Here is a 12,317-nt window from a genome sequence, read left to right as displayed (position 1 = left end):
GCCTCCGTGCCCATATAGGGACATGGGGGCGGCGAATCGGTTTCCGTGCGGGGTACAGTGTGACCAGCAGAGGGAAGCCTGAGAACCGAGGTTCGGGGAGGGAGAGCGCAATGGCAGTGATCAAGGGGCCCGGGAGCGGTCTGGACAAGGAACGGCAGAGGCTGGGGGAGAAGGCCGTCTTTCCTGAGACCGTCGACGTCAACATCAGCCAGCTTGACCCCATCCCGGCACCTCGGCACTTTATCAAAGCCATGCCATTGAACGCCGCACAGGCCAGGCTGGTCCTGGAGTCACGCCAAGCCATCAAGGATGTCCTTCATGGCAGGGATGACCGGCTTCTGGTCGTTGTAGGTCCCTGTTCCATCCATGATCCCAGGGCGGCCCAGGAATACGCCCAACGTCTTGCCGGGGTGAATCGGGAGCTCAAAGACCGTCTGGTCATCGTCATGCGCGTCTACTTCGAGAAGCCGAGGACCACTGTGGGCTGGAAGGGCCTGATCAACGACCCCGATCTGGATGGTTCCTTCGATATCCGCAAGGGACTCTGGCTGGCTCGGAAAGTGCTGACCGACGTCCTGTCCGCCGGAATTCCGGCCGCCACCGAGTGGCTGGATCCCATCACCCCTCAGTATCTCTGCGATGCGGTCAGCTGGGGGGCCATCGGCGCCAGGAACACCGAGAGCCAGGTCCACCGCGAGCTGGCCTCGGGCATGTCCATGCCCATCGGCTTCAAGAACTCCACCGACGGGAATGTGGATGTGGCCGCAGACTCCTGCTATGCCGCGGCCTTCGACCACCACTTCCTCTCCGTCAACCTGGATGGACACGTCATTTCGGCCGAGACCAGGGGAAACCCGGACTGCCACCTGATCATGCGGGGATCCTCCCGGGGGCCCAACTACGATCCGGCCTCGATCCGCCAGGCCCTGGATGACCTGGCCAAGTCCAAGGCGGGCCCCGATGCTTGCGCTGGCCTCATGGTCGACGCGGCCCATGGCAATTGCGGAAAGGATCCGGACCGCGAGGCCGGAGTGGTCGAGGAATTGGCCGACCGCATCGGCGGGGGGGAGGAGGGTATCCTGGGCATCATGATGGAGAGCTTCCTCGAAGGAGGGCACCAGGATCCGGCTCCCCTGGACCAGCTGGTCTTCGGGAAGTCCGTGACCGATGCCTGCATTGCCTGGGACAGGACCAAAGATCTCTTGCACACCCTGGCCGGTGCCGTTGATCGTCGTCGGTCGTCTCTGGAAGGCAGTATGCACCATGACAGGTAAGGATCAGGAATCAGCCGGGTCGGTGGCCGGGTCCTTCACGGATCAGCCCCTGCGTACACCACGCAAGGCCTATGAGGTGGAACTTCTCCACAAGGCCATCGCCGAGGGGGTCGACCCCCTCAAGTCCGGGGCCGTGCCCCGCTGGGAGGATGAGGTTGGGGTCGGGCGGATCGTCAACCGTCGAGTCTTCGAACTTGACAGGCTGCCCTCACCGGCCGAGGTCCTGACCAAGTTCCCCCTGGACCATGAGGCCCGGAATCTGGTCATCCGGTCCAGACAGGAGATCAAGGCCTGCCTTCAGGGTGAGGACGACCGTCTCCTGGTCATCGTCGGCCCCTGCTCCATCCACGATCCCAAGGCCGCCCTGGACTATGCCCGGCGCCTGGCGGCCATGAACAAGGAGCTTTCCGACCGCCTCCTGATCGTCATGAGGGTCTACTTCGAAAAACCGAGGACGACCATCGGCTGGAAGGGATTGATCAACGATCCGGACCTGGATGGGACCCATCGGATCCAGAAGGGTCTGCTCCTGGCCAGGAAGGTTCTCCTGGGCATACTGGGGGCGGGTCTGCCGGCAGCCACGGAGTTCCTGGAGCCCACCTCGCCCCAGTACATCTCGGATGCGGTCAGCTGGGGGGCCATCGGCGCCAGGAACACCGAGAGCCAGGTCCACCGCCAGCTGGCCTCGGGGATGTCCATGCCCATCGGCTTCAAGAATGCCACCGACGGCAGTGTGGATGTGGCCGTCGATTCATGCTATGCGGCAGGCCATCGGCACACCTTCTTCGGTATCGACCATGAGGGGCAGGCCGCGGCCGTGGAGACGCTGGGCAACCCCGACTGTCACCTGGTCCTGCGCGGGTCCAAGCACGGGCCCAACTACGACAGGGAGTCGGTGCGCCACGCCTTGGAGACGATCCGGCAGACAATGCCCGCGGGCAGTGCCGCCACCCATGGCCTGATCATCGACGCTTCACACGGCAACTCCGGTAAGGATGAGCACCGGCAGATCGGTGTGGTCGAGGAACTGGCCGACCGCATTGCCTCCGGTGAGGAGGGCATCACGGGCCTGATGGCCGAGAGCTTCATCGAGGGCGGCAATCAGGCCCCTGCCCCCTTGGATCAGTTGGTATACGGCCAGTCCGTCACCGACCGCTGCATCTCCTGGCCAGACACCCGGACCCTGCTCGGGCACCTGGCTGACGCGGTGGATGAACGGCGCCGTAATCAGGTCTGAAGATCTGGATTCATCGCGGGGCGCCCGTATCCGGCGGCCTTGGTCTTTTTGCCGATAAGGATGGATTTTGCCCACCGGCCTCCATCAACAGCCATCGGAGTGGTCGTTCTTTCCGGCAGGGTCCAACTTCTGGAGCGGCAGATGAGAAGTTTGTGGTTGCAGGGCAGTGGGCAGGGTCCCTGTTGATGCTGCCCCTGGCGGGTCACCTTGCGGTAGGCTGGACGGACAAGGACAGTCGGCACCAGTAGGAGGACCAGGATGAGCGAAGGAAACCGGGAGCAGGACCGCAACCAGATGGTAGCGATCATCGGGGCCATGGACGAGGAAGTGGCGCTGATTGCCAAGGGGCTGGAAGGTTCCGTTCACGACGAGCAGTCGGCCCGGGCTTCCTTGGATGTGGTGCGGGGAAGTCTGCAGGGTGCCTCGGGTCCCATCCAGGTCGTGGCCACAGTCGGTGGCATGGGTACGGTCAACATTGCTGCCACCGCCCAGTACCTGATCGACACCTACCGCCCGGATGCCGTCATTTTCTCCGGAATCGCCGGAAACCTCAACAAGGACCTTCATATCAATGATGTGGTCCTGGGAGGGACCCTGCGCTACCTGGATACCGACATGCGCATGGTGGCGCAGTTCGCTCCCGGAACCGAGGAGTTCCACTCCGACCCCCATCTTCTGGATCTGGCCCAGCAGGCCCTGGACCGGATGGGGATCAAGCACCTGGTCGGCACCATCGCCACCGGTAACTACTTCGTCGATTCGCCCGAAAAGACCGCCCAGGTCAAGGCGGAGACCGGGGCCGATGCTGTGGAGATGGAGGGTGCCGCCGTCTGCCATGTGGCCGCCCGCAACCATGTGCCGGCCCTGGTCATCCGCGCCCTGAGCGACAATGCCGACACCGACTATGAGGTCTTCAGGGAGTTCGACATCACCGAGTATGCCGACACCGCCGCCAGGCTGGTTCTGAACATCGCCCGGGGACTCTGATCTGTGTGGTGCCGCAGTTAACGGTTCTTCAGCCTCATGGCTGATTTCCGGTACCCAGGTCAGCGACGCTTCCCCTGTCTATCAAGGTTGGATCGACAAGGATATGTTCCGTTGGTCGGTCAGGGTCGGCAATCAGATTCATCAACAGGTGTATGGCAGAACCGCCGAGCGTGGACTCGGATGATCGCAGAACGGTTAATGGCCGGGTGCTTGGTGTGGTGAATCCGTCAATGGATATGAGCGAGACATCAGCAGGTATGGTTTTTCCGCGTCGCTCGAGCACCTGTGCCAGTGCGACGGACAGGTAATCAGTGTGGACCAGTACTGCAGTTGTCCGGGTACTTATGATCCTGTCCACTATGTTGTTAATCTGATTCGTGTCATATGCCTGGACATTGGTAAAGGTGAACATCTCCTCAATCTGATCGCTGGCTGACATCATGCGGTGCCAGCCATCTTCGATTTGCTTTGAGGTGGGTGAGAAGCTCAGGGCGGCACCGATTCTGCGATGACCGTGGTGCATGAAATGCAGGATCGCCTTGCGAACGCCATTGCGATGGTTGGTCTGCACGGAGTTCATGAAGAAATCCTCCATGAGTGGGGGATCGCGTTCAATGATGACAGACGGCAAGGGGCTTTGCTTGAGCCAGGTCCAGGTTTCATGCGCGACGGTTGGTTCAACACCTGGAGCGATGATGAAACCCTGCAAATCGGATACTTCCATAAGGCTGTCGAGTATGCCCGTCTCCGGATAGTCCTCGTATGAAGTCTCCCGAGAAATGACTGAAAGCTGGTACTCATCCTGGGCGATCCTCCGTATGTACTCGGTGACGCCCGGCCAGAAGAGACTGGGCTCCGGAAGAACCACGGCCACGGTGCCTTGAGATTTTTCGTCGCCGATTGCCGGTTGCCCCATGGTAATAGAAGACGTCGGGTTGAAGTCATCGGGTTCGGGGATCTGCCGGATGTTCTTACCGATGCGATCCCTGTTCTGTTCGGCTTGCTTGCCGGCAAGATTGAGCGAAATCGCTCCCCCGCGGACGCGCTTGAGCAGACCTGAATGATCGAGGATGCTGAGATCACGCCGGATGGTAATTTCAGTGGTGTGTGTCATGGCCGCAAGTTTCTTGACGCGAACCACATCGTCTCTTAGCAGCAGACCCAGGATGAGATCGCGTCGCTGTGCAGGCAGAAGGTCACCTGCCGGAACGGATTCGGCCTCGTTGTTTTCCCCCGGATGATAGTCTTCGTCGGTCTCTTCGTCTTTGGTCATTGTCCGATCTCCGCTTGCAGTTCCAGTCGTTTTTGTACCCGACTTCGCATTCCTTGAATGACACCCATCGTAATGCATCTAATCTAGAGAGCATGTACCGTACTGAAACAAATGGCAACCGAGATTAAAAAACAGAAGTAGACCCATATTATGAAAAACATGTAGCGATCGATATTGCTTTCTATCGTTTTGCCGTAGGTAGCTGATCGGTGGCTTTACATGGCAGTAATGGCAGTGGAATTATCTTCCTGGGCCATGAAGGCATTGTCGCCAAAGGAAAGGAAAGACGATGAAGTTGCATCAAGCCTATAAACCCCTGGCTACGGCAGCTGTTCTGGCTGTTCTCCTATCGGGATGCGGTGGGGGAAGCGGTTCCGGGGAATCCCAGAGTTCTTCGAATGAAACCCTGGACAAGAACGTCAAGGCAAGCATATCGATGGCCGGATGGTCCCTTGATATGACCCCGGAGTTCAAGACACTGGTCGATGGCTTCGAAAAGGAACATCCCAATATCAAGATCAACATCAAGCAATACAGCGCTGATGATTATGACAAGCAGTTGACAGCGGACATTTCTTCAGGAAGCCAGCCTGACGTGTTCCCCATCAAGTCCCTTCAGAAATATTATGTGTATTCTCAGTCCAAGGGTATGGCCGATCTGTCGGATATAGCCAAGGGATATGAGGGCGACAAGAACATAGACGTCTCTCAGTACAAGATGGACGACGGAAAGTACTATGCCCTGCCGTACAGGGCTGATGCCTGGGTCCTTTTCTACAACAAGGACATGTTCAAGAAGGCCGGGGTTTCGGAACCTGACGGTACTTGGACCTGGGATGACTATACCAAGGCAGCTGAACAGCTCAAGCAGAAGCTGCCGGAGGCCGGGTATGATGCAAACAGCGTCTATCCCATCTATCAGCACACCTGGCAGTCGGTGGTCCAGGCCTTTGCCCAGGCTCAGTCCGGCAAGGAGCCGAAGGACAACTTCTTCAAGGGAGACTACAGTTACTTGAAGTCTTATTACAAGAGGGCCTTGAAGTGGCAGGATGAAAAGCTGACCATCGATTGGAATACGGCTTCAACCAACAAGGTTCAGTATCAGCCGCAGTTTGGTACGGAGAAGGCCGCCATGATGCCCATGGGGACCTGGTACGCCGCTGTGCTCGTCGAGCAGCAAAAGAATGGACAGGCCAACAAGTTCGAATGGGGTCTTGCACCTGTTCCGCAGAATCCTGAAGTAAGGAACAAGTCAAGCAAGCCCATCACCTTTGGTGATCCCACGGGTCTTGCCATCTCCTCAAAGACCAAGGGCGACCAGCTCAAGGCCGCTAAGGAGTTCGTCAAGTGGTGCGCCGGTGAGGGAGGGTCCAAGGCACTTGCGAATATCTCCACGACGCCTGCCTACTTCTCCAAGTCCGTTACCGATGTCTTCTTCAAGGTGGACGGTATGGCCAAGGATCAGCTGTCCGAAAAGACGTGGCGTGTTCATGACACCCGTCCCGAGAATCCTGTAGGAGCTGCTACCGACACCATCCAGAACGTGCTCAAGGACACACATTCCTCAATCATGACCGAGACCAAGAAGGTTGGTCCTGCTCTGGATGAGGCCGCAAGCAACATCAAGGATCAGGGGGTGTTGGACGAATGACGGTGGACTTGCTGAACCTGTTGGCCGTTTCATGCCGGCAGGTTCAGCTTCGACACTGATGCCAGACATGATAATCAGAGTGGTATTCGTCTCCATCGAGTGCACACCTCTGTGCGGCAGTGGATCAAGGAGGTCAGAGGCTTATGGGTGAGGTTGCAGAGCCGAAGACGAGTAGTAATGCCCGTAACGGTAATTCACACAGGAAGAGCGGGGACGGTGCGGTAGTCGAGGCGAAGGCCATCTCAAGGAGGAATCTTCGCAACGGTCTGCTGTTCATTGCCCCTAACTTCCTGGGATTCATGTTCCTGATACTTGGACCTGTGATTGCGCTGTTCTACATCGCATTCACCCGGTGGTCCGCTTTCGGGGATCCAAAATTCACAGGTACGCATAATTGGGTTCGGCTGGCTCACGATAAGATTTTCTGGGCGTCTTTCTGGAACACCTTCTACTATTCAGTCGTTCACATCCCCCTGACGCTCATCATTGCCTTTGCTCTTGCGGTTCTGCTGAACTCGAAGCTGAAGGGGCGCACCTTCTTCAGGACTGTGGCATTCTTCCCCTACATCACTTCAATAGTTGCAGCGGCTCAGGTGTGGAGCATGCTCTTTGATCCCAAGAGTGGCCCCATCAATATGTTTCTGAGGTTGTTCATCAGCAACCCGCCGAATTGGCTGGGTTCGACGGCTTGGGCCATGCCTGCCGTCATCATCGTGGCAACCTGGCGCGAAGTCGGTTATTACATGATTCTGCTGCTTGCGGGCCTCCAGACCATTCCAGGCGAGCTGTATGAAGCGGCGCAACTTGATGGAGCCAATGGATGGCAGCGTTTCTGGCATGTAACCGTGCCCTCGATGCGTCCTACGCTTTTCTTCGTCATTGTTACTCTTACCATCGGGTCGTTCAAGATATTGGATCTCACCCTGGTAATGACCGACGGTGGCCCTGGCACCAGCACCTTGGTGCTTGCCCAGTACGTATACAGGGTCGCATTCGATCGTAGTGATTTTGGCTATGCGTCGACTGTCTCCCTTGTTCTGTTTGCGGTCTGCATGGTCGTCACGCTGATTCAGTTCTGGTACAACAACAGGAAGGCTGACTGACATGTCGATGTCACAGGTCACTAGTGAATCCAAGATTCCTGAACAGATTGCCTGGAACAAGCCCAAGCGGTCACCGGCTAAGATAGTTGGGGCGATCATCGGCTATTCGGGTATGCTGGTCGTGTCAGTTTTCACCTTGCTGCCCTTCTTCTGGATGATTACTTCTTCTCTGAAGTCCAACAACGAAATATACTCGATTCCGATCAAGTGGTTCCCGAGCACCTGGCACTGGGAGAATTACATCCATATCTGGACCCAGGCGGATATGAGCACATGGTTGCTCAATACCATCTTCTTCTCGGTGGTTGTAACGCTCCTTCAGGTGTTCACGGGTTCCTTCGCGGCTTACGGCTTCTCCAAGATTCGATTCCGCGGCAGGAACGCACTCTTCCTGATTTATATCGCCACCATGGCCGTACCGTGGCAGGCCTATATGATTCCGCAGTTCAAGATGCTCTCTTCACTCGGTCTTTCTGATACTCGTTGGTCCATCGTCCTGCTTCAGGCCTTTGGCGCCTTCGGAGTCTTCATGATGAAGCAGTTCTATGACAGCATCCCCGAAGAGTTGTCGGAAGCTGCTCGACTGGATGGTCTTTCCGAATTCGGTATCTACCGGCGTATCATCCTGCCCCTGTCGGGCTCTTCCATAGCGGCCCTGGCGATCATCACCTTTACCAACACCTGGAATGATTACATGGGTCCGTTGATTTATCTTCGTTCCCAGAACCTGTATACAATACAGTTGGGGTTGAAGCTCTTCATATCCCAGTACAGTGCCGATTTTGCCATGATCATGACGGGATCCGTGCTTTCAGTGCTGCCGATACTGGTGGTCTTCCTGATTGGACAGAATCAGTTCATAGAAGGTATTGCTACGTCCGGCATGAAGGGATGATGTATTTGGCAGATGTCCTCGCCAGGAGAAGCGGGTGATTATGCAATCATCGCGAGCGGGACAACCGGGTGGAAGGCATGCCATGCATGCTCTCATCGATTCGGTGAACTCGATTTATGCATTATTGCAGATAGGTCTGTGCGCCCTGACGGGGACCGCACCCTTGGTTTTGGCCATGATCTTTGTTCATGACCTGACCTACTATCCGCTGTACCTGGCGACTTTCTTCCTGAGCGCCCCAGGATTCGCCGCCATGTTCGCAAGTTTCCGTGATTGTCCGTCGCTGTCATCTCGCAACGGTAAAATCCGCTCAAACCTGATCGAGTCAGTATTCAATCAAGGGGAAACGCTGCCGGACTGGATTGCGAAGCCGTACATCGAACTTGGCAGTAACCGTATCTTCATCCCGTTTTGGCGAGCTTACGTGCATCTTGCCATCCGCTCGTGGGTAACGACTCTCCCCTTGGCCTTTGTATGCTTCTGTCTGATGTACGATATTCAAATCGTGGCGGCTTTCAAATGGAGCATTTTTATAGTGCCTCCAATGGTCAGCTGTGTGGTCCTGTTGATACAGGCCTGTTTCGTTGCTTTGGTTTTGGTGGTAGAGTACCCCAAGGCGAAACTGTGGCCGACGATACGGAATGCAGTGCTCCTTTCCGTGCGACGGTGGTACATGCTTCTTATCAGTGTTCTTGCAGGGGCCGGCTATATTTGGGGGCTTGCTCGTTTTCCGATACTGGTGGCTCTTCTGGTTACAGGGCTCATCGGATATATCATCTGGGGTTCGGCCCGTTGGCAGGCCAATTCTTTTTTGGTGCAGATGGCGCGCGAAAGCGGGGATAAACACATCATTGCCCTGTATAGGCCACAGGAGCAGGGTGATGTACAGGGATCTTCCCCACTCGCAGATTTCAAACAATAGGGAGCCGATGAGATATGTCAGCTGGTCGACTGTCAACCGATACAACAGTTGAACATTTGCCGGAATTCTCCATCAAGGTTTTGCTGAATGACCGTTTGGCACCGGTGAATCTGGAGGCGTACTCCATTCCGGTTCTTCGCTGGCGGGTGGAAGGGGAGTTGCCTTTCCGTGTCGGGTCATTGAGAATGCATGTGGCCGTCTCGGCCAGTCTTGATGTATCCGATAATGGCCTCCTTTGGAGAAGTGAATCCATCCCGTTCAGCGGATCGGGGCAAATACGCTTACATGACATTCCCATGGGCCCGTCACGGCGATATTGGGCCGTGGTCGTTCTTGAGGATGGCCTCCAAGTCGTTGCGACCAGCGCCCCCATGACCTTCGGTACAGGGCCGGGAACTCGATGGTCGGCCCAACCGATCTGGGCCACCGCCTCTGCCCGGGATGAGAATCCGCCGGATTGGGCCTTTCTTCGCACCAGCATTCGCCTGCCGGACAGGCCCATACGATGGGCTACGCTCAGTGTCACTGCGTCATCGACCGCCCCATCGCGGCAGTTTGTCTATCGCATATGGCTCAACAGCGAGTTTCTCGGGTGTGGCCCGGTCTTTCCCGTCAGGAACGAGGTGCGCTATGACGGGTATGATGTCACGAGTCAGCTTCGCTCTGGTGAGGTCAACGCTATCGGGGTCATAGCTTACACACGTGAGGATCACCGTTTTGCGGCTCAGCTCGATGTCTGCTTTGCCGATGGCGAATTGCGCCATTACGGCAGTGACCAAAGCTGGAAAGGAAAGGACGGTTCTTGTGCTTTCCCGGAATCCGGATCCATAGGAACACAGTATTACATGGCTCCGGTCGAAAACATCCGTTCTGAGGCCTACCCGGATGACCTCTCGGATCCCGCTATTGACGATGGGTCCTGGACAAGCGCGGAGATAAGGCCTGAGTTCCAGGAGTATCTGGCTTCGCCGGTGGATGCTCCAAGGGTGGTGCCAGTGCATCCGGTCGATGTGCAGATGGTTGGAAGGAACTCGGTCGTGTTGGATTTCGGCCGTGTGCTCATGGGCGGGATGCAGTTGGATATCGACCTGGTGCGCCCCGTCACTTTGAAGATTAGATATGGTGAGGTCAGGGAGAATTCCTGCCATGTCAAATACCATTTGAATACTTCGAATACGTATGCCGATGATTGGCACTTGAAGGCGGGGCATAATCGTATCGAAACCTGGGGTATCAGGGTTTTCAGATATGTTGAGCTGATTGGTGACCTTTCCAGTCTGGATGCTGTGGTTGGAGCGATAAGGGCTGCTGGTCTGAGCACGCCGGTCAACGACCCGCATGCCTCGTTTGACTCTTCCGATCCTGTTCTCAATGCCGTCTGGAATCTGAGTCGTGATACGATTCTGGGTCTTAACGGGAACATGTATGTCGATTCCTGGACCAGAGAGCGTGCACCTTACGAAGCCGATGCCTGGATTCAGCAGTCGGCCCATCTGGCATTGGATGATGCCCCCGCTTTGGGGCGGTACTCCTTGGAGTATCTGATCAGGAACAGGACCTGGCCCACCGAGTGGCCTCTGTATTCGATCCTGGCCGTTCATGACTCGTGGATGCAGACGGGAGACCTTGACCAGGCCTGCAGACTATATGGCGAATTGTGCTCCTTGTTGCCGAATCAGTATCTGGATCGGCAGAGTTGCTTGGTTGTCAAGGACCCCGGTGAGTCCAGTCGGCTGGATGGTGATTTGGTGGACTGGCCGCCGACGGAGCGCGATGGCTTTGTCTTCGGACATGTCAATACCATTGTCAATGCCTTGTCTTCCCAGGCGTACCGTGATATGTCCGAACTGGCCCGGGCACTCGGGCACAACGGTGATGCCAAGGCGATGGCGGATATATCTGCCGCCATGCGGGTTGCCATAGATCGGTATCTGTATGATCCTGAGCTGGGAGCATACGTGGATGGGCTTGATTCAGGGCCCCATGGCAAGCAGATAGGTCACCACAGCCTGCATGCCTCAGCTTTCTCCTTGGCCTTTGCAGACCCTTCCCGTGAGCACGCAATATCATCTGGAAAGTATCTTCGTCGGCGTGGCATGAGGTGCAGTGTCTATACGGCTGTGGTCTATCTGCAGGGTCTATACAAACAGGGGATGGGTGCCGATGCCGATTCGCTGCTCGGAGCAGAGACGGGGACGCATACCTGGAAGCACATGATTGACCAGGGGGCCGGTGGCACCATGGAGGCTTGGGATCCTGCAATCAAACCGAATACGACTTATTCCCACCCCTGGGCGGCATCCCCGCTTCATCTTCTGGCGGAGGGGCTCATCGGAATTAAGCCCATAGAGCCGGGTTTCCGTAATTTCGCCTGTATTCCCCAACCAGGTATGATACGCGATGCTGCTATCGTAATGCCGACTTGCAGGGGGGATATCCATGCGACGTACAGTCTGCATGGGGCCGTTCATTCGGACCAGGGCAGTACGCAGACAGAAGGCATACGACTGAGTTTGACCGTTCCTGCCGGGAGCGGGGCTACAGTGGTCCTGCCGCGATTGATTGGTCAGCCCCAGGGCCGAAGCGTGGATGTTGAACTGGACGGTTCCCGCCGGGGTGCCCGTCTGCTTGGGGAAAATGAGGTTGTTGCCGGGGTGCACTGCCCAGTGGGCTGTATTATCTTTGAGGGCTTGTTGCCAGGCAATCATGTCATCACAGCCGGCTTGGTATGAGCAGTATCACAGACAGGGTCGATTTGTCATAGTCCGCGATATCCGCTATAGTTGCCGACGTACACCAAAGACCGTTGGTCGGAATCGTCAGATTCCCTAAGTCCGGTTGACCGAGCCAGCACAGGTTGAGTTTTCGAACAGTCCTTTTTGATGTTCCGTACCCGCTCTGCCTGTGTGCAGGGCTTTTTTCTTGCCCTGACCCGCGAAGCCGACCTTGCCATGGTCTACTCAGGAAGGAACGCC

Annotated in this window: 9 protein-coding genes; 8 read left to right on the top strand and 1 reads right to left on the bottom strand. The window is 56.6% G+C overall.

From position 1 onward, the window contains the following. The first annotated feature begins 110 nt into the window (after positions 1 to 110). The 3 genes from AACP59_RS05660 to mtnN all read left to right on the top strand — a co-directional run bounded on the left by AACP59_RS05660 (position 111) and on the right by mtnN (position 3,498). The gene (locus tag AACP59_RS05660) at positions 111 to 1,274 is read left to right on the top strand and encodes a 3-deoxy-7-phosphoheptulonate synthase (protein WP_297316695.1); all 1,164 of its coding nucleotides are present in this window, start codon (positions 111 to 113) and stop codon (positions 1,272 to 1,274) included. Further along, entirely contained in the window at positions 1,264 to 2,511 is a 1,248-nt protein-coding gene (locus AACP59_RS05655; protein ID WP_297316694.1) for a 3-deoxy-7-phosphoheptulonate synthase, read from the top strand. The genes AACP59_RS05660 and AACP59_RS05655 overlap by 11 nt, the downstream gene beginning before the upstream one ends. A gap of 258 nt (positions 2,512 to 2,769) precedes the next feature. Then, positions 2,770 to 3,498: a 5'-methylthioadenosine/S-adenosylhomocysteine nucleosidase gene (mtnN, locus tag AACP59_RS05650; RefSeq protein ID WP_339350265.1), complete on the top strand. Its 729-nt coding sequence runs from the start codon at positions 2,770 to 2,772 to the stop codon at positions 3,496 to 3,498. A 34-nt stretch (positions 3,499 to 3,532) separates the two neighbouring features. On the opposite strand, the gene AACP59_RS05645 is transcribed toward mtnN, so the two are convergent. Further along, the gene (locus tag AACP59_RS05645; protein WP_297316692.1) at positions 3,533 to 4,771 is read right to left on the bottom strand and encodes a substrate-binding domain-containing protein; all 1,239 of its coding nucleotides are present in this window, start codon (positions 4,769 to 4,771) and stop codon (positions 3,533 to 3,535) included. 289 nt (positions 4,772 to 5,060) lie between these two features. Between AACP59_RS05645 and AACP59_RS05640 the strand changes: the two genes are divergently transcribed. The 5 genes from AACP59_RS05640 to AACP59_RS05620 all read left to right on the top strand — a co-directional run bounded on the left by AACP59_RS05640 (position 5,061) and on the right by AACP59_RS05620 (position 12,074). Further along, complete coding sequence (locus AACP59_RS05640) at positions 5,061 to 6,422, top strand: ABC transporter substrate-binding protein (RefSeq protein WP_339350262.1); 1,362 nt, start codon at positions 5,061 to 5,063, stop codon at positions 6,420 to 6,422. 143 nt (positions 6,423 to 6,565) lie between these two features. Beyond that, positions 6,566 to 7,525 (top strand): carbohydrate ABC transporter permease, encoded by a 960-nt coding sequence (locus AACP59_RS05635; RefSeq protein WP_297316690.1) that lies wholly within the window; start codon positions 6,566 to 6,568, stop codon positions 7,523 to 7,525. Between the two features lies 1 nt (position 7,526). Then, complete coding sequence (locus AACP59_RS05630; RefSeq protein WP_339350259.1) at positions 7,527 to 8,420, top strand: carbohydrate ABC transporter permease; 894 nt, start codon at positions 7,527 to 7,529, stop codon at positions 8,418 to 8,420. A gap of 82 nt (positions 8,421 to 8,502) precedes the next feature. Then, positions 8,503 to 9,342 (top strand): YesL family protein, encoded by an 840-nt coding sequence (locus tag AACP59_RS05625; protein ID WP_339350258.1) that lies wholly within the window; start codon positions 8,503 to 8,505, stop codon positions 9,340 to 9,342. An 845-nt stretch (positions 9,343 to 10,187) separates the two neighbouring features. Continuing rightward, the gene (locus AACP59_RS05620; RefSeq protein ID WP_339350256.1) at positions 10,188 to 12,074 is read left to right on the top strand and encodes an alpha-L-rhamnosidase-related protein; all 1,887 of its coding nucleotides are present in this window, start codon (positions 10,188 to 10,190) and stop codon (positions 12,072 to 12,074) included. Positions 12,075 to 12,317 lie beyond the last annotated feature (243 nt).

Origin of the sequence: Bifidobacterium indicum (assembly GCF_036987015.1) — a bacterium.
GTDB classification, from domain to species: Bacteria; Actinomycetota; Actinomycetes; order Actinomycetales; family Bifidobacteriaceae; genus Bombiscardovia; species Bombiscardovia indica.
This window is presented reverse-complemented; position numbering and strand designations above follow the sequence as displayed.

Excerpts from the sequence above, each read along its gene's own strand:
- mtnN (WP_339350265.1), top strand. The coding sequence starts at position 2,770 with ATGAGCGAAGGAAACCGGGAGCAGGACCGCAACCAGATGGTAGCGATC.
- AACP59_RS05630 (WP_339350259.1), top strand. The coding sequence starts at position 7,527 with ATGTCGATGTCACAGGTCACTAGTGAATCCAAGATTCCTGAACAGATT.
- AACP59_RS05635 (WP_297316690.1), top strand. The coding sequence starts at position 6,566 with ATGGGTGAGGTTGCAGAGCCGAAGACGAGTAGTAATGCCCGTAACGGT.
- AACP59_RS05655 (WP_297316694.1), top strand. The coding sequence starts at position 1,264 with ATGACAGGTAAGGATCAGGAATCAGCCGGGTCGGTGGCCGGGTCCTTC.
- AACP59_RS05660 (WP_297316695.1), top strand. The coding sequence starts at position 111 with ATGGCAGTGATCAAGGGGCCCGGGAGCGGTCTGGACAAGGAACGGCAG.
- AACP59_RS05625 (WP_339350258.1), top strand. The coding sequence starts at position 8,503 with ATGCATGCTCTCATCGATTCGGTGAACTCGATTTATGCATTATTGCAG.
- AACP59_RS05620 (WP_339350256.1), top strand. The coding sequence starts at position 10,188 with ATGGCTCCGGTCGAAAACATCCGTTCTGAGGCCTACCCGGATGACCTC.
- AACP59_RS05640 (WP_339350262.1), top strand. The coding sequence starts at position 5,061 with ATGAAGTTGCATCAAGCCTATAAACCCCTGGCTACGGCAGCTGTTCTG.
- AACP59_RS05645 (WP_297316692.1), bottom strand. The coding sequence starts at position 4,771 with ATGACCAAAGACGAAGAGACCGACGAAGACTATCATCCGGGGGAAAAC.